General features: G+C 68.1%; 22 protein-coding genes. 7 read left to right on the top strand and 15 right to left on the bottom strand.

Going from position 1 to position 24,326, the window contains the following annotated elements:
* The first annotated feature begins 27 nt into the window (after window positions 1-27).
* Window positions 28-1,503 (top strand): FAD-binding protein, encoded by a 1,476-nt coding sequence (locus GOAMI_RS11120; protein WP_006436599.1) that lies wholly within the window; start codon window positions 28-30, stop codon window positions 1,501-1,503.
* Window positions 1,504-1,648: 145 nt separating this feature from the next.
* Here the strand turns inward: GOAMI_RS11120 and GOAMI_RS11115 are convergent, their stop codons facing one another.
* The 7 genes from GOAMI_RS11115 to nadB all read right to left on the bottom strand — a co-directional run bounded on the left by GOAMI_RS11115 (window position 1,649) and on the right by nadB (window position 8,678).
* Window positions 1,649-3,931, bottom strand: a complete 2,283-nt coding sequence (locus tag GOAMI_RS11115; RefSeq protein WP_006436598.1) for a heavy metal translocating P-type ATPase — start codon at window positions 3,929-3,931, stop codon at window positions 1,649-1,651.
* On the bottom strand, window positions 3,931-4,119 hold the full coding sequence (locus GOAMI_RS11110; RefSeq protein WP_006436597.1) for a hypothetical protein: 189 nt from the start codon (window positions 4,117-4,119) through the stop codon (window positions 3,931-3,933). Before GOAMI_RS11110 ends, GOAMI_RS11115 begins: the two co-directional genes overlap by 1 nt.
* A gap of 1 nt (window position 4,120) precedes the next feature.
* Window positions 4,121-4,327, bottom strand: coding sequence for a heavy-metal-associated domain-containing protein (locus GOAMI_RS11105; RefSeq protein WP_006436596.1), 207 nt, complete (start codon window positions 4,325-4,327; stop codon window positions 4,121-4,123).
* Window positions 4,328-4,379: 52 nt separating this feature from the next.
* On the bottom strand, window positions 4,380-4,673 hold the full coding sequence (locus GOAMI_RS11100) for a metal-sensitive transcriptional regulator (protein WP_005196646.1): 294 nt from the start codon (window positions 4,671-4,673) through the stop codon (window positions 4,380-4,382).
* 169 nt (window positions 4,674-4,842) lie between these two features.
* Window positions 4,843-5,781, bottom strand: coding sequence for a hypothetical protein (locus tag GOAMI_RS11095; protein WP_006436595.1), 939 nt, complete (start codon window positions 5,779-5,781; stop codon window positions 4,843-4,845).
* 166 nt (window positions 5,782-5,947) lie between these two features.
* Window positions 5,948-6,958, bottom strand: coding sequence for an alpha/beta fold hydrolase (locus GOAMI_RS11090; RefSeq protein WP_006436594.1), 1,011 nt, complete (start codon window positions 6,956-6,958; stop codon window positions 5,948-5,950).
* A gap of 70 nt (window positions 6,959-7,028) precedes the next feature.
* Window positions 7,029-8,678 (bottom strand): L-aspartate oxidase, encoded by a 1,650-nt coding sequence (gene nadB, locus GOAMI_RS11085; RefSeq protein WP_006436593.1) that lies wholly within the window; start codon window positions 8,676-8,678, stop codon window positions 7,029-7,031.
* Between the two features lie 132 nt (window positions 8,679-8,810).
* Between nadB and GOAMI_RS11080 the strand changes: the two genes are divergently transcribed.
* Entirely contained in the window at window positions 8,811-10,346 is a 1,536-nt protein-coding gene (locus tag GOAMI_RS11080) for an FAD-dependent oxidoreductase (RefSeq protein WP_006436592.1), read from the top strand.
* 11 nt (window positions 10,347-10,357) lie between these two features.
* Here the strand turns inward: GOAMI_RS11080 and GOAMI_RS11075 are convergent, their stop codons facing one another.
* Entirely contained in the window at window positions 10,358-11,257 is a 900-nt protein-coding gene (locus tag GOAMI_RS11075) for an SDR family NAD(P)-dependent oxidoreductase (protein ID WP_051995403.1), read from the bottom strand.
* Between the two features lie 126 nt (window positions 11,258-11,383).
* Here GOAMI_RS11075 and GOAMI_RS11070 point away from each other — a divergent pair, with 126 nt between their 5' ends.
* Together GOAMI_RS11070 and GOAMI_RS11065 are read left to right on the top strand one after the other, a co-directional pair.
* Window positions 11,384-12,997, top strand: coding sequence for a phytoene desaturase family protein (locus GOAMI_RS11070; RefSeq protein WP_006436588.1), 1,614 nt, complete (start codon window positions 11,384-11,386; stop codon window positions 12,995-12,997).
* Complete coding sequence (locus GOAMI_RS11065) at window positions 12,994-13,428, top strand: SRPBCC family protein (protein ID WP_006436587.1); 435 nt, start codon at window positions 12,994-12,996, stop codon at window positions 13,426-13,428. Before GOAMI_RS11070 ends, GOAMI_RS11065 begins: the two co-directional genes overlap by 4 nt.
* A 78-nt stretch (window positions 13,429-13,506) precedes the next feature.
* Here GOAMI_RS11065 and GOAMI_RS11060 read toward each other — a convergent pair whose 3' ends face one another.
* The 3 genes from GOAMI_RS11060 to GOAMI_RS11050 form a co-directional block, all read right to left on the bottom strand.
* Window positions 13,507-14,976 carry an aminotransferase class I/II-fold pyridoxal phosphate-dependent enzyme gene (locus GOAMI_RS11060; RefSeq protein ID WP_040004777.1) on the bottom strand — a complete coding sequence of 490 codons (1,470 nt, stop codon included), beginning with the start codon at window positions 14,974-14,976 and terminating at the stop codon, window positions 13,507-13,509.
* 52 nt (window positions 14,977-15,028) lie between these two features.
* Complete coding sequence (locus GOAMI_RS11055; protein WP_006436585.1) at window positions 15,029-16,087, bottom strand: hypothetical protein; 1,059 nt, start codon at window positions 16,085-16,087, stop codon at window positions 15,029-15,031.
* A gap of 73 nt (window positions 16,088-16,160) precedes the next feature.
* Window positions 16,161-16,361, bottom strand: a complete 201-nt coding sequence (locus tag GOAMI_RS11050) for a hypothetical protein (protein ID WP_040004768.1) — start codon at window positions 16,359-16,361, stop codon at window positions 16,161-16,163.
* Window positions 16,362-16,502: 141 nt separating this feature from the next.
* Here GOAMI_RS11050 and GOAMI_RS11045 point away from each other — a divergent pair, with 141 nt between their 5' ends.
* Complete coding sequence (locus tag GOAMI_RS11045; RefSeq protein ID WP_006436583.1) at window positions 16,503-16,748, top strand: DUF6480 family protein; 246 nt, start codon at window positions 16,503-16,505, stop codon at window positions 16,746-16,748.
* Window positions 16,749-16,756: 8 nt separating this feature from the next.
* Here GOAMI_RS11045 and GOAMI_RS11040 read toward each other — a convergent pair whose 3' ends face one another.
* The 3 genes from GOAMI_RS11040 to GOAMI_RS11030 form a co-directional block, all read right to left on the bottom strand.
* Window positions 16,757-17,422 (bottom strand): DUF6766 family protein, encoded by a 666-nt coding sequence (locus tag GOAMI_RS11040; protein ID WP_006436582.1) that lies wholly within the window; start codon window positions 17,420-17,422, stop codon window positions 16,757-16,759.
* A 40-nt stretch (window positions 17,423-17,462) separates the two neighbouring features.
* Complete coding sequence (locus GOAMI_RS11035) at window positions 17,463-18,596, bottom strand: Rv2629 family ribosome hibernation factor (RefSeq protein WP_006436581.1); 1,134 nt, start codon at window positions 18,594-18,596, stop codon at window positions 17,463-17,465.
* 115 nt (window positions 18,597-18,711) lie between these two features.
* A complete protein-coding gene (locus GOAMI_RS11030) occupies window positions 18,712-19,755 on the bottom strand; it encodes an NAD(P)-dependent alcohol dehydrogenase (RefSeq protein WP_006436580.1) in 1,044 nt (347 codons plus the stop codon).
* 223 nt (window positions 19,756-19,978) lie between these two features.
* On the opposite strand from GOAMI_RS11030, the gene GOAMI_RS11025 reads away from it, so the two are divergent.
* Together GOAMI_RS11025 and pgfA are read left to right on the top strand one after the other, a co-directional pair.
* Window positions 19,979-21,355 carry an ABC1 kinase family protein gene (locus tag GOAMI_RS11025; RefSeq protein WP_006436579.1) on the top strand — a complete coding sequence of 459 codons (1,377 nt, stop codon included), beginning with the start codon at window positions 19,979-19,981 and terminating at the stop codon, window positions 21,353-21,355.
* A 103-nt stretch (window positions 21,356-21,458) separates the two neighbouring features.
* The gene (gene pgfA / locus GOAMI_RS11020; RefSeq protein WP_040004767.1) at window positions 21,459-22,817 is read left to right on the top strand and encodes a cell envelope lipid trafficking protein PgfA; all 1,359 of its coding nucleotides are present in this window, start codon (window positions 21,459-21,461) and stop codon (window positions 22,815-22,817) included.
* Window positions 22,818-23,186: 369 nt separating this feature from the next.
* Here pgfA and GOAMI_RS11015 read toward each other — a convergent pair whose 3' ends face one another.
* A complete protein-coding gene (locus GOAMI_RS11015; RefSeq protein ID WP_006436577.1) occupies window positions 23,187-24,149 on the bottom strand; it encodes an alpha/beta hydrolase in 963 nt (320 codons plus the stop codon).
* Window positions 24,150-24,326 lie beyond the last annotated feature (177 nt).

Genomic DNA, 24,326 nt, shown 5'->3' with positions numbered 1-24,326 from the left:
TTCTAGTTTGTCCGCTAATCTGACCGCATGGCTACCAGTACCGAGATCCCGGAGACCGTCGCCCTCGAATCGGTGAAAGAATTCTCCGACGAGGTCGACGTCGTCGTGATCGGATTCGGCATCGCGGGCGGTTGCGCCGCGGCGGAGGCCGCCGCGAACGGGGCGCGCGTCCTGCTCATCGAACGCGCCGCCGCAGCCGGTGGCACCACCTCGCTCTCGGGCGGCTTCTTCTATCTCGGCGGCGGCACCGCCGTCCAGAAGGCGACGGGCCAGGAGGACTCCGCCGAGGAGATGGAGAAGTACCTGACCGCGGTGTCCATCGACCCCGAGGCCGACAAGATCCACGCCTACTGCGTCGACAGCGTCGACCACTTCAACTGGCTCGAGGGACTCGGCTTCACCTTCGAGCGCAGCTTCTACCCGGAGAAGGCCGTCATCCAGCCGGGCACCGAGGGCCTGATGTACACCGGCAACGAGAAGGTCTGGCCGTTCAAGGACCAGGCCGTCCCCGCCCCGCGCGGCCACAAGGTGCCGGTCCCCGGCGAGACCGGTGGCGCCTCACTCGTCATCGACCTGCTCGTCAAACGCCTCGGCGAACTCGGCGTCGAGGTCCGGTACGAGACCGGTGCACGTCAGCTCGTCGTCGACTCCGACGGCGCGGTCGCAGGCGTGGCGTGGAAGAAGCCGGGCGAAGAGGGCGTAATCCGGGCCAACTCGGTGATCATCGCCGCGGGCGGATTCGTGATGAATCCCGAGATGGTCGCCGAACACACGCCGCATCTGGCGGAGAAGCCGTTCGTCCTGGGCAACACCTACGACGACGGCCTCGGATTGCGCATGGGCCGATCGGTGGGTGCCGAGCTGAAGTACATGGACAAGGCGTTCATCACCGCCCCGATCTACCCTCCGGCCAGCATGGTCATGGGCGTCATCGTCAACAAGTTCGGCGAGCGCTTCGTCACCGAGGACTCCTACCACGCACGCACCTCGGGTTTCATTCTGGAACAACCGGATTCGACGGCCTACCTCATCGTCGACGAGACGCACATGAACGAGAAGCAGAACTATCTGGTCCCGCTCATCGACGGCTGGGAGACGATCGAGGAGATGGAACGCGACCTCGGGATTCCGGAGGGCAACCTCCAGCGGACCATGGCCCGGTACAACGAGAACGCCGCGAAGAAGGAGGACCCCGACTTCCACAAGGCGGCCGAGTTCCTCGAACCCCAGGACAAGGGACCCTGGGCCGCCTACGACCTGTCGCTGGGCAAGGCGATGTACGCCGGCTTCACCATGGGCGGCATGGCCACCTCCCTCGACGGCGAGGTGCTCGACGAGTCGGGGTCGGTCATCAAGGGCCTGTATGCGGCCGGCGCGAGCGCCACCAACATCGCGCAGGACTGCAAGGGGTATTGCAGCGGAACGCAATTGGGCGAGGGTTCCTACTTCGGCCGACGCGCCGGTCGCCACGCCGCGGCACGCGTGACGACGAGCGCGAGCTGAGCCCCATCCCCGACGGATAACCGCCCCCGAAAAGCACCCTGTGCAGCGGACCCGGCGACGATATGTCGCCGGGGCCCGTCAGGAGGGTGGTTTTCGGGGGCGGTTCTGCGGGGTGCTTTTCGGGGGCGGTTTTCAGGGGCGGCTATCAGCGACCCGGCTGGAACCGGCGCAACCGCAAACTGTTGCCCACGACGAACACCGACGACAGCGCCATCGCGGCCCCGGCGATCATCGGGTTCAGCATGCCGGCCGCGGCCAGCGGGATCGCGGCGACGTTGTAGCCGAACGCCCAGAACAGATTTCCCTTGATCGTGCCGAGGGTTCGACGCGCCAGCCGGATCGCGTCGGCGACGACGCGGAGGTCACCACTCACGACGGTGAGGTCGCTGGCCGCCATCGCGACATCGGTGCCGGTGCCCATGGCGAGCCCGAGGTCGGCCTGCGCCAGCGCGGCGGCGTCGTTGATGCCGTCACCGACCATCGCGACCACGTGGCCCCGTTCCTGGAGTTCGGCGATCACCTCGAGCTTGCGCTGCGGGCTCACCCCCGCGGTGACGTCGTCGATACCGACCTCCGCGGCCACGGCACGCGCCGCACCGTCGTTGTCGCCGGTGAGCAGCTTGGGGGTGAGCCCGAGGCGTCGGAACTCGGCGATGGCCGCGGCCGACGAGGTCTTGATCCGATCCGACACCACTATCAGCCCGACCGGGATTTCACCGACCAGTACGACGACGGCCGTCGCACCACCCGATTCCGCGGTCGCCACCGCGTCGGCGAGCTCGGCGGGCATCGGCACGGTGACCTTGCTGGGTGAGAGGACCTGAACTCGCCTGTCTCCCACCGTTCCTGAGACTCCGGCGCCCTGCGTGGACACGAAGTCCCGGGCCTTCTCCGTCACATGCTCACGTCCGGCCTCGACGACGGCGAGTCCGATCGGGTGCTCCGATCCGGCCTCCACCGAAGCGGCCCATGCGAGGACCTGCGTCTCGTCGTGACCGTCGGCCGCGATCACCGTCGACACGGACATGTCGCCGGTGGTGACGGTGCCGGTCTTGTCCAGCACGATGGTGTCGACGCGCCGCGTCGACTCCAGCACCTCTGGACCCTTCAGCAGGATGCCCAGCTGCGCACCACGGCCGGTGCCGACCATGAGGGCGGTCGGGGTGGCGAGCCCGAGTGCACACGGGCAGGCGATGATGAGCACCGCGACCGCCGCGGTGAACGCGAAGGTCACGTCGCCGCCCGCGAAGTCGTCCAACGACGCCGCACCGAGCCAGAAACCCAGCGTGGCAACGGAGATCGCGATAACCGCGGGGACGAACACCGAGGAGATCCGGTCGGCCAGGCGCTGTGCGTCGGCCTTGCCCTCCTGCGCGGCGGCCACCATGCGCGCCATCTGCGCGAGCGCGGTGTCGGAACCCACCGCGGATGCCCGGACGACGAGCAGTCCGCTGGTGTTGACCGTCGCTCCGATGACCGCGTCACCTGCGGTCACCTCGACCGGGACCGATTCACCGGACACCATCGACGCGTCGATCGCCGACGCGCCCTCGACCACGACCCCGTCGGTCGCGATCTTCTCACCCGGGCGCACCACGAACTCGTCGCCGACGGCCAACTGACCGATCGGAATCCGACTCTCGGTGCCGTCTCGTCGGACGACGACGTCCTTGGCGCCGAGGTCCATCAGCGCACGCAGCGCATCGCCGGCACGACGCTTGGCCCGCTTCTCGAAGTAGCGGCCTGCCAGCAGGAAGGTCGTCACGCCCGCGGCAGCCTCTAGATAGATGTGCGACGCCCCGTCGGCGCGTTGGGGCAGCAGGTCGAAGCCGTGAGTGAGTCCGGGCGTGCCGGCCGTACCGAGGAAAAGGGCATAGAGCGACCAGCCGAACGCGGCGAGCGTGCCGACCGACACGAGGGTGTCCATGGTCGTCGCACCGTGACGCAGATTGATCCACGCCGCGCGGTGGAACGGATAGGCGCCCCACACGACCACCGGCGCGGCCAACGTCAGGGACAGCCACTGCCAGTAGGTGAACTGCCAGGCCGGGATCATCGCGAGCGCGATCACCGGGACCGACAGCACCGCCGACACGATCAGCCGCTGACGCAGCGCGTCGAGTTCCGGGTCGACGGTCGTCGCAGTGCCCGCCACGTTCGCGTCCGCCACATTTGCGTCCGCCGATGCGGCCGGCGGTTCGGGGAGGATCGGGGAGGCGTCATAGCCCGCGGCACGGACCACCTCGATGAGGTCGTCGGCGGCGAGCCCGGTGGGAACCTCGACGTGGGCGCGTTCGGTCGCGTAGTTCACCGACGCGGTGACACCGTCGAGTTTGTTGAGCTTCCGCTCGATGCGGTTCGCGCAGGACGCGCAGGTCATGCCGGAGATGTCGAGGTCGACCAGTTGCAGGCCAGGACTCGCAGACATCAGTGATCGCCCCCATTCGTCATGTCACCGTGGGTGTTGCCGTCGGTCGTCTCGACGACACCGTGCGAGGGCGCGTCGTGGGTCACCGGTTCGGGTTGCGGCCCCCATGCCCGGCCGACGCCGAAGGCGATCACGAACGCGGCGATCAGCGCGACGACGTAGGCCAGGGGACCCTTGGGGATGCTCATGTCACACCAGTGAGTACCCGGCGTCGGCGACCGCTCCGGCGATCTCCTCCCGCGGGATCTCACGGTCGGCGACGACGCGTACGGCTCCGTCTTCGAGGGTCACGTCGACGCTGGTCACACCGGAGATCTCCGCGATCTCCTCGCGGACGGAGGCGACGCAGTGGCCGCAGGTCATGCCGGTGACGGTGTAGGTGCTGGTGGTGCTCATGCGTACTCCTCGTGGTCGGTTGATGTCGTGCGCGATGACGTGTGGGTCGACGTCAGGACTTCACCAGGCGGGCGATCGCGGCCATGGCCTCGTCCACCTTCTCCTTGCCCGCAGCGTCGCTCTCCTGCGCCGCGTGCACGACGCAGTGGGCCATGTGCTCCTCGAGCAGGCCGAGGCTGACCGCCTGCAGAGCCTTGGTCATGGCCGACACCTGGGTGAGGATGTCGATGCAGTACGAGTCCTCCTCGACCATGCGCTGCAACCCACGTGCCTGGCCCTCGATGCGACGGAGTCGCTTGAGATAGTCGTCCTTGCGGCCGATGTAGCCGTGCTGGTGCTCGTCCATGTCGCTCCTGTTGTACGGATACCCCTCAGGGGTATGTCACTCAGGTATACCACCATCCGCCCGCCAACGGTACCCCCCTACCGTATTTGCGCGGGACGAGCCGCAGACGAGTCGGGCGGCACTGAACGCACCGACGTGAGCGCGCGTCGAACTGAGTGAACCGCGAGTACTAGGCCCGCAGAGCTGCCGCGAGACGCGCGAGGGCGACGGCGACCTCGTCGAGGGCCGCGTTGATCGCAGCGCGGCGGGCGGCTTCGGACTCCGAGTGTTCGTCGGCGGCATCCACCTGCGGACTCGGGCCTACGGTCCCCGCTCGCGGTGGGACGCCGCCCTCCCCGGCCCTGGCCGGTGCGATCTGCGGCATGTCCGGAAGTGCCGGTGCGGCGTGCGTCGAGGCCACGGGGTTCGGTGCCGGCGGGTTCGGGGTCTTGGTGTTCGGTACCGGCGGGTTCGCGGCCGCGGGGTTCGGTGCCACCCGTGCGGGACCGCCCTGATCCGGTGCGCCGGACCGGTGCCGCCGACCGTGGTAGTCCTCGGAGACGAGCGGTTCGGCGTTCGTGGAACGACGACCTCCCCGGTAGGCCGGACCCGGAGCCGACGCTGGCGAGGACCCGTGCACCGGTTCTGGCGATGGTGCCTCAGCCGGAGGCGGGGATGGGGCCGGCTGGTGGGAGTCGGGTAACCGGTGAGACCCCATCCGCTGCGATTGCGGGTTGGGCGGCTGTGAACCCGAGGTGCGCTCGGGTCCGGGAGTCGGACGCTGCTGGTTTCCGGCGCGCGACATCACCGACGGGGCGTGACCGTTCGAGTGCGCATAGAAGTGCGGTCCGCCGTGACCGACGAAGAAGACACAGCCCACACCTTCCGGCGACGGGACCTGACAGGGGTTGCGTTCGATGAGGGACTGGGCACGATCGTCGAAGTCGTTCCACTCCAGCCAGAGGCGGCGGTCATGCCTCGGATGCGTGCTCGCATCCGTCGCGTGGTTGCCACGGTGGCCGATCGCGAGACGGCACTGCAGCAACCAATCGGACTCACCCGACAGTCCCAGCGCCGCCCGTTCGGTCGGCCGGCACACCACCGTCGACCAACAGCCTTCGCCGTTCATACGGACTCCCCTTCATACCTGCACTACTTCACGTTTTCTGCGCGCCATCCCGCCATGCCACGCCGGTCTTCGGAGCGATTCTCGAGTGCTCGTGCCTACCTCGGCGCGTCCCCCGGCAAGCGCCACGGCGTCCCCCATGCCCGCGGTGCTGTGAAGATCCCGGGCGTCAGTCTACGAAGGAGGCCGGTTCGGTGCCACCCTGTCCGCCTCCGCGCGTCCGGGCGAGAAACATCACGATCCGGCGATTGACCTCCTCCGGGCGATCGAGGTGGAGGAAGTGTCCGGCACCCGCGACGACCGCGGTGGCACTGCCGTCGGGCAGCACGTCGCGCACGTGATCGGTGAACCTCGACTGCATGCACCCGTCGTCGGCGCCGTGTAGATACAGGGTGCGGCAACGGGGTTCACCCAACCAGTCGTCGCGGAGGTCGGCGTAGCGGGCATCGGTGCGTGGGCGGCGCACCGCGCGGTAGTAGCCCAGGGCAGCGGATCGATGCGCGCGGGTCGGCAGCGCGGCGAGCGCATGGTCGATGTCGACGTCGTAATCGGGCCGCGGGTCGCCGGCACGCCGCAGACGCCAGCGTCGCCACAGCAACGGGATCAACCAGCCCAGACTCCGCTCGGGCAGCCACGGCAATTGATTGAACCCGATGTACCAGCTCATCGTGGCCTGCCGCGCCAGCAGACGCACCGCACCCGGGCCGTCGGCGACCGCGCGCCGGATCGCGGGTATCGGCGGCACCGACATCGCGACCACAGCCGAGTACGGATTGTCGGGGCGGTGTGCGAGAGCGTTGACCGTCAGCGCACCCCAGTCGTGCCCTATGAGCACCGCATCCCGCCCGGCACCGACCGCCCGGTGAATCGCCCGGGCGTCGTAGGCGAGGGCCGCGACGTGAAAGTCCTTGTCCAGCGGTATGTCCGACGGCGAGTATCCGCGGGTGAACGGCGCGACGACGCGATAGCCGGCGGCGACGAGTTCGGGCGCGAGCAGACGCCACGTCCACGCCGAGTCGGGAAAACCATGAAGACACACCGCAACCGGTCCGTCGACCGGGCCCCACACCAGTGCACGGAGGGTGATGTGCCCGAGGTCGATGGCCTCGTGTCGCGGAGCGTCCGGGATACCGGCGGCGCGGCGCTCGGTGTCGCGTGGGTGTCGTGAGCTCTGGGTCATCGGCGTCAATGTAGCGCCCGGGCCCGACGAGCGCATCGACTTGCACGCATCGCTGCGCGCGCGCATCGGGTCAGACCGCGACGCCGGCGAACCCCGTCTCGCGGATCTCGCCGCCGACGAGTCGGAACGTGTGGGATTCCCCGACCTCGGCGGTCTGCGGGAAGTCCGTGCGCACATGCGCGCCGCGCGACTCGGTCCGGGCGGTGGCCGCCGCGATGACCGCCGACGCGGTCAGCGTGAGCGCCGCATCCTCGACCTCGCGCACGGTCCGGGGGACACGCCGCGGCGCGTTCGCGACCACCTCGGCCGCGACCGCCAGTCCGTCGGCGGACCGGCGGAGCGCGACCCGGCGCGACATCACATCCTGCAGCAGGTCGCGGTCGAGGATCGGCATCGGTCCGGGCACCTGCGGGGCGGCCGCGGTGGCCGGCCGCAGATCACGCCGGCCGAGGGCGACCGCGGCAGCACGACGACCCATCACGAGCCCTTCGAGCAGGCTGTTGGACGCCAGCCGGTTGGCTCCGTGCAGGCCGGTCCGCGCGACCTCGCCGGCGGCGAGGAGGCCGTCGACGGCGGTGCGCGCCTCGTCGTCGGTCACCACTCCGCCACAGAGATAGTGCGCGCCGGGCACGACGGGGATGCGGTGGTCGGCCGGGTCGAGGCCGGCCGCCCGGATTCCGGCGCTGACCGTCGGGAATCGGCGCTCGAAATCGTGTACCCCACTGATGTCGAGGTAGACGCAGGGATGCCCGGTCAGTTCGATCGCGGTCTCGACGGCGTTGGCGACCACGTCGCGAGGCGCGAGGTCGCCCATCGGGTGCACGCCCTCGGTCACCGACCGTCCGTACACATCGACGAGTCGGCCGCCCTCGCCCCGGACCGCCTCACTGATCAGCGTCCGACGCCCGCGGGCGCCGGGTGTGTAGAGCATGGTCGGGTGGAACTGGATGAACTCGAGGTCGGCCACCTGCGCGCCCGCCTGGAGCGCCAGCGCGATGCCGTCGCCGGTGGCACCCGCCGGATTGGTCGTTGCGGCGTAGAGATGACCGGCACCACCCGTCGCGAGCAGGACCGTCGGCGCGTCGACTGCACCCCACCCCCCGTTCCGCAGGTAGGAGACACCGGACACCCGGTCGTCGCACACCCGCACCTCGGTGACGATCGCGTCGTCGAGGAAGCGGATGGACGCTCCGGCACCGGCACGCTGCGCGACGGCATTGTGGAGGGCCCGCTGGATCGCGGCACCGGTGGCGTCACCACCGGCGTGGATGATGCGCCGCACCGAGTGGCCGCCTTCACGAGTGCGCAGCAGCTCCCCGTCGGCATCGCGGTCGAAGTCGGCACCCCACTCGATCAGCGCGGACACCGACGACCATCCGTCGGCGAGGATCGGACGCGACGCGACCGCGTCGCTGAGGCCGCCACCCGCGGCAAGGGTGTCGGCGAGGTGCAGATCGATCGAGTCGGTGTCGTCCGAGTCGGTGGGACGGACCTCGGGCATGACCACCGCGACGCCGCCCTGGGCGTAGAACGTCGAGGTCGGCTGCTCGCCGCGATCCGGACGCCAGCTCGGCCCCTTGTTCACGACGACGACCGACAGTCCACCTTCCGCGGCGCAGAGCGCGGCGGTCAGACCGGCGATGCCGGCCCCGACCACGACGAGATCGGCACGGTCCGCGGCAGCCGCGTCCCGCACCAGTCCATGTGTGGACGTAATCATGTCATCCGCCTTTCGCCGGTCGTACTCTCGACAACCCCGGCGGGGGGTATTCGATTCCCAGTCGAAAACCCTACCCCGCGGCTTCCCTCCGCGAAATGTTTGATCGCGCCGGATCGAGGCAACCCGAGCTCCATGAAAACCCTCTGGTTCGACCCGGCGAGTGACACCGACCACGCAGGGCTCCCGGACGTGCGTCCCGAAACCACACCGTTCGGGACCGTCGACACCTACGACCAGGTCGTCGTGGGCGGTGGGATCACCGGTCTGACCACCGGACTCCTGCTGGCTCGAGCCGGTCAGAAGGTCACTGTTCTCGAACGACGCCACATCGGCGCCGCGGCCACCGGACACACGACGGGCAAGCTCTCCCTCCTGCAGGGCACTCGATTGTCGTCGATCGCGAGTCGTCACGGAAAGGCCGCGGTCCACGACTACGTCGAGGCGAATCGCGAAGGCCAGGCATGGCTGCGGCACTACCTCGCCCACCGGGGACTACGGGTCGACGAGCGGGCGGCGCTGACGTTCGCGGCCACTGCGTCGGGCGCGAAGACGGTGGAGAAGGAGTTCGAGGCCTGCCGAGCGCACGACATCCCGGTGGAGCACGTCGACTGTCCGGAGCTGCCCTTCGACGTCCACACCGCGATCCGCCTGGAGGGACAGGCGCAGATCGACCCGATGGTGGTGCTGCGCGCCCTCGCCGACGACTTCCGCGCGCACGGCGGCCACCTCTACGAGGGTGTCCACGTGCAGGGCCTGCGCCACGGCTCACCGCACACCGTCACCACCGACGCCGGCGACCTGCGCGCGGAGTCGGTGATCCTCGCGACCGGCGTCCCGTTCCTCGACCGCGCCGGGTTCTTCGCCCGGGTGCACCCGCAGCGTTCATATGCGGCGGCGTTCGTCGTCGACGGGGAGATCCCCCGCGAGATGTACCTCGGCGCCGACAACCCGTCGGTCTCCCTGCGAACCGCTCCGCGCCACGATCACGACGGCGAACTGCTACTGGTCGGCGGTTTCGGTCACGAGGTGGGCCGGACCAAATCCGAACGCCAACACGCGCTGGACATGATCGCCTGGACCGAGAAGCACTTCCCGACCGCGCGAATGGTCGCGCGGTGGTCGGCGCAGGACTATACGACGATCGACGAATTGCCCTACGTCGGGCAACTTCTGCCCGGCATGGAGACCGTTCAGGTGGCCACGGGATTCGCGAAGTGGGGACTCACCAACGGTGTCGCGGCCGCGCTGTCAATGACCGGACGCATCCTGGGGTCGGAGCCGCCCTGGTCCAAGACCCTTCGCCCCTGGCGCACCTCGGAGGTCACCAAGCCCGGCTCGCTGGCGTCGGCGGTGTCGGCCAACGCGCAGGTCGCGGCATATATGGCCGGCGGCTACCTCGGCCTGCTGAAACCCGCGGACACCTCACCCGCCGAGGGCGACGGCAGCGTCGGGCACTCCGGCGCGGCACCCAAGGCCGTCTGCACGGTGGCCGGCCAGACCCGATCCGTCGCGCCTCTGTGTACCCATCTGTACGGCGTGCTGCGCTGGAACGACGCCGAGCAGTCCTGGGACTGTCCGCTGCACGGGTCGCGCTTCAGCCACACCGGTGTGGTCCTCGAAGGACCGGCAACGCGAAACCTGTACTCGCAGGACGCATCCGACGACTGATCCCGGCAGGACTACCCCGCGCCCAGGATCCGCCGGAACACCGGTCGCGTCACCGTCGCCACGGGGCGCTGCAGGGCCCCGGCCAGGATTCGTACACCCAGATCCAGGGCGTATGCGTCGAACCCGACGAGTATGCGGTCACGGTTGCCGAGCAGACCGGCGAGGATCGAGATCGCCGCGGCATCCGATCGAGTACCTGGCAACCGGCGGTCGAAACCCTTGGTGACACGGTCACGCACAGCGGAATCCACGTACCGGGCCCGTCGTGCGATGGCGGTGTGGACCACGCCAGGGTAGACGATGTGGATCCGGACACCGGAGTCATTGTCTCGCAACTGTTTCTGAACGGTTTCCGAGTATCCGCGGGTCGCGAACTTCGACGCCGAGTACGCCGATTGGGCGGGCGATCCCATCAGCCCGAACGCGCTCGACGTGTTCACGATGCGCCCTCCCCCCGCGGTATGAAGGTGTCGGAGGAATGCCTCGGTACCGTTGACGACCCCACCGAAGTTGACCGCGAGGATCCGCCGCGCATAATCGTCGTCCTCGTCGAGGACGGACGCGACCATCGTGATGCCCGCGTTGTTGAACACGAGCGCCGGCGCGCCGTACCGTCGAACCACCTCATCCGCATAAGCCGTGACGGCCGCGGTGTCGGCGACGTCCACCTCGGCGGCATGCACCGTCGCGCCGTTCTCCGCAGCCGAGTCCGCGGTCTCGGCGAGTGCCTGCGTGTCGACGTCACTGAGCAGCACCGGCACCCCGGCGGCCACCAGCCTGTTCGCCAGAGACCGGCCCATTCCCGAAGCGGCGCCGGTGATGACGGCAGGCCGTCCGGCACACAACCGCCGAAGACGATCATCGGTGACCTGCGGATGCCACAACCGACCGAGACCCAGGGAAACCTTCACGTTCACCGGACTACCCCGCCCGTCCCGTCCTACACCTTCACCGCGTTTATCCGGCCCCTGCACGGGTACCCCTTCTCACCGTGGGCTCGACCCACCCGAACGCAGCCATCACGGAGAGGGAAACGAGTGTCAGACGCAGTCGTGGTGGGCGCCGGACACAACGGGCTCATCTCCGCCATCCGGCTCGCCGACGCCGGATGGGACGTCACCGTCCTCGAGGCAGCGCCCGAGGTGGGCGGGGCGATCAAGAGTGCCGAGCTCACCCCCGGTTACGTGACCGACCTCTTCAGCGCCTTCTATCCCCTCGCCGTCGCCTCCCCGGTGTTCGCCGACCTGGATCTCGAAGCCCACGGCCTGAACTGGAGCAGAGCGCCATTGGCATTCGGACATCCGGCGGGGCCCGAGGACGACGACGCACCGGTCGTCCACCCCGACGCGGCCGACACCGCAGCCCAACTCGCCGCCTTCGACCGACGTGACGGCCAGGCGTGGCTCGATCTCGTCGAGCAGTGGGAAATGCTGCGGCCCGCCATCCTCGACACGTTGTTCGGCTCTTTCCCGCCGGTCCGCGCGGTGTTGTCCCTGCTGCGTTCCGTCGGCACCGCAGAGGCTCTGCGCCTTGCCCGGTTCTTGATCCTGCCCGCCGATCGGATGGTGCGGGAACTGTTCCACAGCGAGAAGTCGGGACTGCTCATCCTGGGCAACGCGCTGCACGCCGACATCCCCCTCCATGCACCCGGCAGCGGAATGATGGGGTACCTGCTGACCATGCTGGGCCAGGACACCGGATATCCGGTCCCGGTGGGTGGTGCGGGTGCGCTGTCTGCCGCACTGCGGCGCCGCGCGGAAAGTGCTGGCGCACAGGTACATTGCGACACCCGGGTGACCGAGATCGAGGTCCGGGGTGGACGTGCGGTAGGTGTCGTCGACAGCGGCGGACGCCGCTGGCGGGCCGACCGGGCAGTTCTCGCCGATGTCTCGGCGCCTGCGCTCTACACGGACCTGCTCTCTCCGGCCGACGTGCCCGGGCGCGTACTCGACGATCTGCAGAAGTTCACCTGGGACACCCCGGTGGTGAAGGTGAACTACGCGATCGACGGGAAGATACCTTGGCGCAGCGCCAATCTCGGCGGCGCGGGTACCGTGCACCTCGGCGCGGACGCGCGCAACATCGCCTACTCCACCGCCGACATCGAGACCGGGAACATACCCGAACACCCCTTCCTGCTCTTCGGTCAGATGACCACGGCCGACGCCGGAAGATCACCCGCCGGCACCGAGAGCGCATGGTCCTACAGCCACCTGCCCCGCGGGGTCACCGACGACGAGGCCGCTCGTCTTCTCGCCGCCCGGATGGACGAAGTACTCGAAGAGCACGCTCCGGGCGTCTCGGACATGACCATCGGCCGCCACGTGCAGACACCGCACGACCTGCAGACCGCAGACGCCAACCTCGTCCACGGGACGGTGAACGGGGGAACGGCACAATTGTTCCAGCAGTTGATCTTCCGTCCATCGCCGAGTCTCGGTGGCGCCACGACACCCGTGGACCGCCTTTATCTCGCGGGATCGGCCGCACATCCCGGCGGCGGGGTACACGGGGCCTGCGGCAACAACGCCGCACGCGCCGCCCTTGCCTCCGACGGTATACGCGGAACGCCGCGAAGAGCGTTGAACCGCACCATCACCAGACACCTCACGAAACCGTGGAAACCACAAGGGAACGGAGATCATTCATGAATCGCGTCGAACGCCACACATCCGCAACCCCCGCGCAGGTCTGGTCGGTGTTGTCCGACGGCTGGCTCTACTCCTCCTGGGTGGTGGGCGCATCACGCATCCGCGACGTCGACCCCACCTGGCCGCAGGCGGGAGCGAAGATCCACCACTCGGTGGGCGTCTGGCCCGTGCTGCTCAACGACGAGACGACGTCGGTGGAGTCCAAGGCGGGATTGTTGGAGATGTCCGCAGCCGGCTGGCCGTTCGGTCGCGCCCGCATCCGGATGACGATCGAGAAGGACGGCAACGGCTCCCTGATCGGCATGGAGGAGTTCGTCGAGACGGCCCCGCTGAAGTGGGTTCCGCCGGTGGTCCAGCAGACCGCCATGTCACCCCGACTGAACGAGTGCCTGACTCGACTGGCGATGCTCGCCGAGCGTCAGCCCGGCTGAGAGCCGGGATTCATCCAGTGTTCCCGGCTTACGAGTAGCCCCGCTTTGGGCGAGGAGGCCGGAGCATGCGGAGGGCCGTCACGTAGGGCGGCACACCACCTTGATGGTGTCCAGGGCGTCGTCTGCGGCGTCTGGCAGGTTCATCCCGGCGTTCTTCCCGGTCCGTAGGTACTCGACAACCGGCTCGTTCAGCACCTCGCCGGGTACCACCACCGGGATACCGGGCGGGTACGGTGTGATCTGTTCGGCTGCAATACGTCCCGGAGCCTCGTCGAGGGAGACCGACTCGGTGTCGCCGAAGAAGGCGTCACGGGGGAGCATCCTGTTCTCCAGCTGCAGCTCGTCCGGAGACGGCTGGCGGATCTCCCGAGGAGGATCGAAAGAGTCTGCGGCGGAAGCGAGATCGCGCAGCGCTGTCAGCAACCGATCCGCGGTGTCCTCGTCGTCGGCATGCGAGATGGTCGCGAGAATCCGTCGATGGTCGCTCAATCCGAGGTCGACGCAATGGTGTTCGCGGAGCCAGTCGGCGCATTGATAGCCACTGACCCCCAGCCCGTCCACGTCGATCAGGACCTGCATCTCATCCAGATCATGGCTGGCCTCTTCACGGAGCAGTTCGTCATGCGTCACCGTCAGACCGTCGATCTCGTCGACGCTGCGACGGACGGTGCGCGCCAACTCGAGTCCTCGGCCGAGCACTTCTCGCCCAGACCGCACCATGTATCGACGCCAGCCGTCCAACGCGGCATAGATCGGCACGCTCGGGCTGGTGGTCATCAGCAGGTCCGCGCACCGTGACAGCCGAGAGCGGTCGATCAGGTCGCCCTGGACGTGGAAGACAGACCCCTGCTCGAAGCCCGCGCCCATCTTGTGGACACTGACGACGCAAACATCGGCTCCGGCATCCATTGCCCACGTGGGTAGTTCGTCGTGGAACGGCAGGTGCGCGCCCCACGCCTCGTCGACGATCAGCGGCTTGCCGTACTCGTGGCAGACGTCGGCGATGGCCCGGATGTCCGCACACGTGCCATATGGAGTCGGACTCACGATGAGCAGGCCCGACGCCTGGGGATCCGTCTCCCACGCCTTGCGTACCTCCGCGGGCGACGGCGGATGCGTCAGGTGGAGCGTCTCGTCCCATCGCGGACGTACCCACCGCGGACGTAGTCCGGAGAAGATCAGCCCGGCCACGATCGACTTGTGGGCATCCCGGGTGATGAGGAGTTCCCCACCTTCGCCACCGGCCACGGCCATCATCGCGGCCTTCACCGACAGCGAACTGCCGCACGTGGAGAAGAACGCGAGCTCGGCGCCCACCGCGTCCGCCATGAGTTCCTCGGCGTCGGACAGGTAGGCGTTGGTCATCCGCCGGTCGTCGAGACCGCCCGAGGCGAGGACATCCGATTCGAAGGCGGCCCCTCCGATGGTCGAGCGCGTGCGGTCGTCCACGCCACGACCCTGTCGGTGGCCGGGCGGCGTGTAGCCGTACCGGTTCTCGCGGCGGTACCCGTCGAGTGCTTCGAGTAGTGGTGCTCGAGATTGATCCAGAGACATCGTGTCGGGGCTCCGATCGTGTCTTATGACGGAACAGGGGTGCGGGTCAATGGGCTTCGCTCATCTCGCCGCTGTGTGACGACTTCGCGGCGCGGCGTCGCAGGCGTTCTCGATAGCCGTATGTCGCCCTGAGCACGTCGTCGTGACTGTCGGCGCTGGAACCGAGCGCACCGGCGAAGATCCCCATCGACGTCGCCAGCCATGCGAGGTTGACGTAGTTGACCAGCCCGGCCCGGAAGCCGAGTTGCGAGGACAGAAAGGTCTCCTCGATGACGGTCATGGCGGCGACGAGGACCGCGACGAACAGGCCCACGTAGAGGACCACCGCGCTGAAGGCGACGGTGCAGACCGTGGCCGTGTTGTAGAGCCGGGCGCGTGGTCGGTAGGTGTCGGTCGTCCGTTCCCAGAGGCGGTTGTTGACGATCAGCCAGAGCGTTGCCAGGACCATCGACAGTATGGAGATGGCGGCCAGACGCCATGGACTGAGCGCGTTGGCCATCGACCAGATGGTGGAGAAGAAGACACCGAACGACGCCGCCGCGGCAGCGGCCGCCGTCATGCCCGTGAGCGTCGGGATCAGTCGCCACGGCCGGTTGCCGCGCACCATCCCCGCCGTCAAACGCATCCGAGGGGTGATACCCGGGGCCACAACATATTCCGTCTCACCATCGCGTTCGACCAGCAGTCCGCGGGACCGCTCGAACGACTCGGTCGAGGAGTCCTTCAGAGAGGACACCACCGTCGCGATGAGGTTGCCGAGCCGCCGGCGGGGGGATGGCCCGAGCGCCGGCAGGGAGATCACCGCGGCCCCACGTACCCGGTCGAGTTCGGCCAGCACGACACTGTCCCGGGTACGCCGGTCACCGCCGAGACCCCCGCGGACGGTGAACAGGCGAGGCATCTCGGTCACAAACACGACGACTTCGTCCGGGACCCGGTCGGCACCCCAGACGGTCTCCAGATCGCCGCGCGGGGTCATCTGGAGTGTGGTGTCACGGGTGACGGTGACTCCGCGGTAATCCATCCCGAATCGCTCGGCGATCCCGCGAATCCGGTCCTCGCCGTTCGTGATCAACGTCTCGGGCAACCCGTGTTCGGCCACCATTCGCAGACTCGAGATTCTCCTGCCCTCCTGGCGCTCGACGGTTGTTCATCCACCGACGGTCGGTCCGCCGGGGTCAGTCCGGCGGCTCGGGCTCGCCGGCGGCCGGCGACTCGAGGTCCTCCTCGTCGCCCGACGTGGGCTGAGCCTCGTTCTCCTTCTCCGTAGGCTCGTCGACGTGTTCTGCCTCGAGTTCGTCCACCTTGCGGCGGGCGTCGTCGGGGGTCTGGTCCGGTGAACCGGTCTCGGCCGGCTCCATCGGTAGTTCTTCGGACATCTAGGTGTGTTCACCGCCAATCCGTTTCGGGTATCCGGACATGTGCGACTTCCCGGGGTGTTCGGTTTCTAAACACCGGAAATCCGTGAGGACGGCCTCCCACGAGGTGTAGGCCCTTCGTGACGTGGGTATGCCACGAGCATGTCTGACGAACAGCGCAAGTCCATGGACCCAGCGCCGGAGGAGACACCCGATCTGGAGTCCGGTGGCGGTGTGGCACCCGGCGACACTCCACCCGACACCCCCCAGACGTCGGGGCTCTCGCACGAACAACCCAATCGGACGAAACACTTTCCGGCCGGCGGGGTCGGCGCCTTCCTCGGCGTCGGTCTCCTGGTGATCGCGATGCTCGTCATCATCGTCGGGCTCATCGTGATGGTGCTGTGACGACCTGATCAGGCCCCCGTCGCCAGGTGGGGATCGGCGACGGGCTTGGATTCCGCCGAATTGCGTTGTCGCAGTACGACCGACAATACGACGATCGCGGCCACCGCCACGAATTCGCTCTGCCAGTTCTGCATCGACTCGAACCAGAACTGCGATGTGGTGAGGTACTGCCAGACCGTTACCGCGGCCTCACCGTGTTGCTCCTGCTCGGTGCTGTACGCACGCGCGCCGCCGACGGCGTGCAGGACGAACGAGGCGAGGAACAGCGCGAAAAACGCTATCGACAACGAGTTCTCGTATACCGCGAGAACCCACCCACCGCGGCGGATCGGCCATGGGGCACCGGCCTGGTCCTTCTCCGCGCGAGGGTCCACGTCCTGCGGCGCTTCGGAATCCACGGGTTTGGACTCCGACGAACCCCGTTGATACAGAAAAGCCGTCAACACGACGTACATGCCCATCTGGAGGAACTCGGATTCCCAGTTCTCGAACGTCGCCTCGACGAATTCGCCGGTGCGCAGGTACCCCGACAGCGAGACCGACGCGGCGCCGTGGGACATCTGCTCGGCGTTGAAGGCATGCCAACCGGACACGATCATCCCGAACATGAAGACGAGAAACAGCGCCGAACAGGCCAGGAACAGCCCGTTGTCGCGTAAGACGCGGCGCATCATCAGAACCGGCCCCTCTCCGATCACCGACGCCGGCCGGGCCTCAGCCCAGGGCCGGAGAACGAGGCGAATACCTCAACACCGCACCCACCCCGTCACGCGGGGCGATCCGTTCGTCCACTCGCACCAACTCGGCGCCGATCATGACCGCCGCGAGCGGCAGCGCCTCGTCGGCCAGGAGCGTCCGCTCGGGTGCCAGTCCGAGCTCCGAGAGATTCTCCGGAGTCGGTGCGAGAGTTGCGACCCCACCCGCGTCCGGTCCGCCGTCGACGACCGTCGCGCCGTCGAGGTCACCGATGATCAGCGTTTCGACCTCGCCGTTCCGCAGCGCGCCGCAGACGGCGGTGAGACCTTCGACGGCGAGTGCCGGATCATGACCGAGCCCGGCCTCGAAACGTTCGGCCACATCGGCGATCAGCTCGTTCTGGCGCCGCGCGAATTCTTCGGCGACAGCACGGCGGACGTCGGCGTCGGCCACTCCGCCGCGCCGCGCGCCCAGGTGCAGATCGACGAGTCGCGTGGCCAGCCGCTCGGGAGCCGCGGCGGTCAGATCGGCGGTCGAGGATGTCTCGCCGATGACGAAGACGATCTCGGGGTCGTCGGCGTCGACGATGGCGGTCAGGCGCTCGGCCACCGCCCGGATGTTCTTGCGTCTTTCTTCGTCGCTGCGCTGCTGCGGGTCGCCGTATCCGGGGGACTCGGCACTTGCCGCGTGATGCACCGGATACCCTTCGCCCTCAACGGTTTCGGTCTTCACGGACACCCCACCGGCAGCGAAGACCTCGATGTCGGCCCCGGTGTGGTCGACGGCGGCGACCACGTGGCAGGGCGACGCGGTGCCGTGCTCGATCAGCGGGACCAGATAGGGCACCGGCGAGTAACGGGCCGTCGGGGTCACCGGTGGACGGATGAGCTGCTCGTCGAGGATCACTCCGTCCGGACCGGCGATCACCGCTCGACCACTGACACCGACCGACGGCACCTGGCCGAGGAGGGCGGTGCCGATCGGATCGACGACAGCGGGTTCCGCTCCGGCCGAGATCAGTTCGTCGCGCAATGCGCGCCAACGCAATTCCATCGCGTGCGCGGCATCTTCGGTGTTGTGCGAATCGTCGATGTAGACCGAGGCGAACGGACCTGTCGTGGTCGTCAGCGCTCGAAGTCGGGTCGAGTTCATGCGCGGTCTCCTCACGGGTTGTTCGGGCACGTCGACCCTCTACGGGTGCCCAGCGAGGAGGCCCTCAAACATCCCGGCCCGGCCGCCGGTCGGCGTGCCGGGCAACAGACGGGGGTCAGAGCGTGGCGGCGTCGATCACGAACCGGTAGCGCACGTCCGACGCGACCACGCGGTCGTATGCCTCGTTGATCCGATCGGCCGAGATCACCTCGATCTCCGCACCGATGCCGTGCTCGGCACAGAAGTCGAGCATCTCCTGGGTTTGGGCGATCCCCCCGATCATCGAACCGGAGAAGCTGCGCCGCTTGCCGATCAGCGCACCGGCCGGGACGTCGATCGGATGTTCGGGCAGACCGAGTTCGACGAGGGTGCCGTCGAGGGCGAGCATGCCCAGGTACTTGCCGATCGGCAGGTTCGCGGACACGGTGTTGAGGATCAGGTCGAAGGAGTTGCGCAGGTCGCGGAAGGTCTGCGGATCACTCGTCGCGTGGTAGTGGTCCGCCCCGAGACGCAAGCCGTCCTCCATCTTCTTCAGCGACTGCGACAGCACCGTCACCTCGGCGCCGAGCGCGTGGGCGATCTTGACCCCGACATGTCCGAGGCCACCGAGACCGACGATCGCCACCTTCTTGCCGGGACCCGCACCCCAGTGCCGCAACGGCGAATACAGCGTGATCCCCGCGCACAGCAGCGGAGCCGCCTCGTCGAGCGCGATCCCCTCCGGGATGCGGCAGACATAGTTCTCGTCGACGACGATCGAGGTGCTGTAGCCGCCGTGCGTGGGTTGCCCGTCCCGGCCGAGCGCGTTGTACGTCCCGGTGCTGCCGCGCTCGCAGTACTGCTCCTCACCGAGTCTGCACGGCTCGCATTCACGGCAGGAGTCGACGAAACAGCCCACGCCCACGCGATCCCCGACCGCGTACCGGGTGACGCCCTCACCGACGGCGGAGACCGTACCGGCGATCTCGTGCCCCGGGACCACCGGGAACCGGGTGCCACCCCATTCGTCGCGTGCGGTGTGGATGTCGGAGTGGCAGATCCCGGCGTAGGCGATGGCGATCGCGACGTCGTTCGGGCCGAGGTCGCGCCGTTCGATCGTGGTCGGCTCGAGCGGGCGATCTGCTGCCGGGGCGATGTACGCGTTGACCGTCGTGGGCATGCGGGGGACTCCTAGGGCTGGATGTTCAGGGACTGAAGTGTTCGCGGGCTGATGTGTGTTCGGGGGCTGATGCGTTCGGGGCGACCGATGCGCAGGTGCGCATGGGTCGGCACGTGACAAGTCTGCCGTCGCGCGTGCGTCATCGCCAGAACGGCACGTCGGGAGCCGACGCAGCACGTACGGACACTGGATCGGACTTCAAAGATCGTTACAATGGCCGACGGTGACGATCAACAGCTCGGTCGACGACGGCCGGCGCACGCAGTTGCATCCGGTGTCGCCCATCGCCGAGGTCACGCGATTCGGGGCAACCACCGCCCACGCGGCTGCGGGCCTCGGACGGTTAGTCCTCCACACGGCAGGCGACGCGATTCGCGGTCGCGCGCCCACTGCTGCGCGCGCGGCGCATGAACTGCGGGCCACCTTCGAGCATCTGGGTCCGACCTACGTGAAGCTCGGGCAGCTGATCGCCTCGAGTCCCGGCGTCTTCTCCGACGCCCTCTCCTCGGAGTTCGAGACGCTGCTCGATCGCGTGAAACCGGCCGACCCCGACGAGATGCGTGCACAGTTCGTCGCCGAACTCGGCCGCCCGCCCGAAGAGGTCTTCGCGCAGTTCGATCCGGTGCCGATCGCCTCGGCGTCGATCGCGCAGGTCCACACCGCGACCCTGCACAGCGGCGAAGAAGTGGTCGTCAAGATCCAGCGACCCGGGATTGCCGACCGGCTCGCCCCGGACGTCGCGATCCTCGAACGTCTCGCCGGTCTCGTCGAGGTCTCCGAGTACGGCCGGATGCTCAGCGCGCGCCACGTCGTCGAGGATTTCGCGGCCGGCCTCGATGCCGAACTGGATTTCCGGATCGAGGCGGACACCATGCGGGAATGGTTCGAGTGCCTGCAACCGGGCCCCTTCGGGGATCGTGTCCGCGTCCCGCACGTGTACGACGAGTTCACGACGCCGCGCGTCCTGACCATGGAGCGCATCCACGCGGTCCGGATCGACGACGCCGCCGCGGTTCGGGCGGCCGGTCACGACGGCGTCGCGCTGTGCCGGAACCTGTTGCTGTCGCTCCTCGACTCGGCATTCCACGGCGGCCTCTTCCACGGCGATCTGCACGCCGGCAACGTCCTCGTCGACGAAACCGGGAAGATCGTGTTGCTCGACTTCGGCATCGTCGGCCGGTTCACCCCGCGCACGCGCCGGATCCTTCGCCAACTCGTCGTCGATCTGGTGGTCCGGGCAGACTACGAATCCGCTGGCCGCGCGATCTTCCTGCTGGGCGCCGTCCACAAGCCGGGGTCGACCGTCAAGGGCGCCGAGGACATCAAGAAGGTGACGACCCCGCTGTCGACGACCGATCTCGGTTCGATGTCCTACACCGACCTGGGCCGACAACTCGCCGCCGTGGCCAAGGCCCACGACGCCCGGCTGCCGCGCGAACTGGTTCTCGTCGGCAAACAGCTGCTGTACGTCGAGAAGTACATGAAGCTGTTGGCGCCACGATGGAAGGCCATGTCGGACAAGGAGATCTACGGCTACATGGCCGGCATCCTGAAGGAGGCCGAGCGCGATCGCCGGGCCGACCGTGAACGAATGAGCTGATGCACGGTGGTAAATCGCGGCATGTCGGGCCTACTGACGCGTACGGAGCGCGAATCGACCGCTAGGGTGAGAGCGATTAGCTGCTGATTCACAGGAGTCACACATGAGACGTTTCGTGCCGGCACTGCTGGCATTCTTTGGCGCCGCGTTCATCGCGGCGGCCATCGCCATCCCGCTTTACCTGGTGCCGCAACTGAAGGTGGTGCCGCTGGACCTGGACATCACCTCCGACGCGACGACGGTGGCGGCCGACGGTTCGACGGGCGACCGGTTCCCGGCCGTCATCTTCGACCGTTGCTCGGTGTCCGAGGACCGTGCCCGCACACTCGAGGCGCACCTCACCCAGCAACGCCGCTCGATCATCACCGAACCGTCGGACAGCCGCCAGGCGAGCCTGCAGTCCGCGCAGACCGTTCTGATCGACCGGCTCCGGGACGCCGACGGTCAGGAGACCGAGCCGAGCGTCGCCGCTGCCGGTGAGACCCGCACCTGCAAGGACGGCTTGCTCACCGCGTCCATCGACCGCGTGTCGGTGAACCGGAAGACCTCGGTTCCCAACGGCGCCGTGAGCTCGCTGCAGCTCGAGGCCGTCCCGCCGGGCGGCAACGTCAACGACGTGTCGGTCACCCTCGACAACCGCACCGGCTTCCAGTACAAGTTCGGCTTCGACGTCCAGAAGCGCGACTACGCGTACTACGACCTGAACACCCGCCAGGACTGCGCGGCCAAGTTCCAGGGCGAGGAGGAGATCGACGGGGTCAAGACGTATCACTTCGCGTGCGACGTCCCCGAGACCGATCTGTCGTCGCTGCCGAACGCCCAGGGTGAGGCCGCTCTCGGCACCATGCTGACCATGCCCGCCAGGTGGTGGGGCATCACCGGCCGCGGCGTCCGCCCGAACGATCCGGTCACCATGCACCGCTACGCGGCGGCGACCCGCCACGTGTGGGTCGAACCCGAGACCGGCACCATCGTCGACGGTCGCGAGGACCAGCACCAGTACTTCAAGTCGCCCGACCAGAGCGAGGCCACTCCGGCGCCGGTTCGTGAATTCCGGATGGACGCGCTCAAGGGCACGTTCAAGTGGGCCGACCAGACCGTCGCCAACCAGGCCGACAAGGCCAGCGGCTACCTGAACCAGCTGAAGGTCGGCGGCACCTGGGTGCCGATCATCCTCGGCGTCATCGGCGCCATCCTGCTGGCCGCCGCGGTCCTGCTGTTCCTCCGCGGACGTCGCGACGACGCCGTCGTGGCCACCGCCGGTCCGGTCGGCGCCCCGCCCGCCGCGGACGACCGCGACACCCGACTGATCAAGCGGGATGTCCCTCCGGCCGGTGCCGCACCGTCAGCGGGTAACCCGTGGGAGCGGCCGACCGAGCAGATCCCGAAGGTCGACGGTGGCGAGCCCCCGGCCGACGATTCGTCGACGCGCACCTTCCGCAAGCAGCCGCCGCCCGAGTAGGGCCCAGCTGCACGGCGACCCCCGCGGGCGCATCCGGTACCCACCGGATGCGCCCGCGGTGTTTTGTCTGTGGCAGGTGCAGCACTACGTGTCGGCCGGCGACACGAACTGCTGAATCTGGCCCTCAGAGGCGCGAGGCTCCTCTGCCCACTTGATGTGCGAGGACCGCGCCACCCCCTCAGGTGCGAGGGCTCGCCACCCCGCCCCTCAGGTGCGAGGGCTCGCCACCCCGCCCCTCAGATGCGAGGACCGCGCCACCCCGCTCCCGTAGCCAGGCAGGGCCACACACACAACACGGGCCGGTGACCCCGAAGGTCACCGGCCCGTGCCGTTGTTGTCCCTATGGAGTTGCGAGACCGTTCACTCGGCTCAGAAGAACGCCGGGCGGAAGGTCTTGGCCCACGACTCCTTGAAGGTGCTCGACCAGTAGTCCCACCAGTGCGCACCGTCCGGGGTGATCCGGGTGGTGAGCTTGACGCCGGGGACGAGCGCCACGCGGCCGACGTACAGCTGGCTGCTGGTCGAGGCGGCGACCTCGAGCGGGATCATCTGCGCGAACTTGACCGGGTCGAAGTTGCCGCTGGTCGGGTTGACCGACGAGTCGTACTTGCTGCCGACGCCGCTGCCGGACGACACGTAGACGTACTTGCCGGCCAGGTTGCCCGCGCTCAGGAACGGATCGTTCTGGAACCAGCTACCCGCCGGGTAGAAGCCCCACATGTTGGTGGGGTTGCCGCCCATCTCGATGACGGAGGCCTGGATGCCCTGGGTGAAGCCCGGCATGGTGACCGTCGGGTAGCCGCTGTAGGACGCGACCGCCTTGTAGAAGTTCGGGTGACGCGACGCGAGGTTGAGCGCCGAGGTGCCCGACATCGACAGGCCGGCGATGCCGTTGCGACGGTTGTCGCTGCCATGGTTTGCGGCCATGTAGCCCGGCAATTCGCGGGTCAGGAAGGTCTCCCACTTGTTGACGCCCAGCTTGGGGTCGGCCGACTGCCAGTCGGTGTAGAAGCTGCCGCCGCCGCCGAACGGGATGGCGACGTTGGTGCCCTTACCGGCCATGTAGCGGGCGACATCGGTGTTGATCAGCCAGCCGCTGTTGTTGTTGGGGGCGCGGAGTCCGTCGAGGAGGTAGAGCGTCGGCTTCGGTCCGCCGCCACCCGCCGAGACGATGCACACCGGCACGGTCCGGTTCATGGCGTTCGAGCGGACGTACTCGACGTTGCAGCCATTGGCTGCGGACGCCGGCGGAGCTGCGACCAGCGTGGCACCTGACACGGCCACGAGAGCCACGAGTCCGGCGACGAGGCGCTTACGGGCGCGAGTCAGCATTCGTCAGTTTTCCTTTGGATCTCGGCCGGAGTCGGCCGCTGTCTGGGTCTTGCCTACCGGGTACTGCGGAAGTGGTACGAGGGGGATTGTATTGATCCCCGTCCGGCGCGGTACCCGTCGTCGTGAAGTGTAACGGCACGATAACGTCGCGGCAAAGGCTGGAACGTGCTTCGTGAC

This window comes from Gordonia amicalis NBRC 100051 = JCM 11271, from assembly GCF_000332995.1.
Classification (GTDB): Bacteria; Actinomycetota; Actinomycetes; order Mycobacteriales; family Mycobacteriaceae; genus Gordonia; species Gordonia amicalis.
The sequence above is the reverse complement of the archived record's forward strand: the minus strand, read 5'-3'. Positions and strand labels throughout refer to the sequence as shown.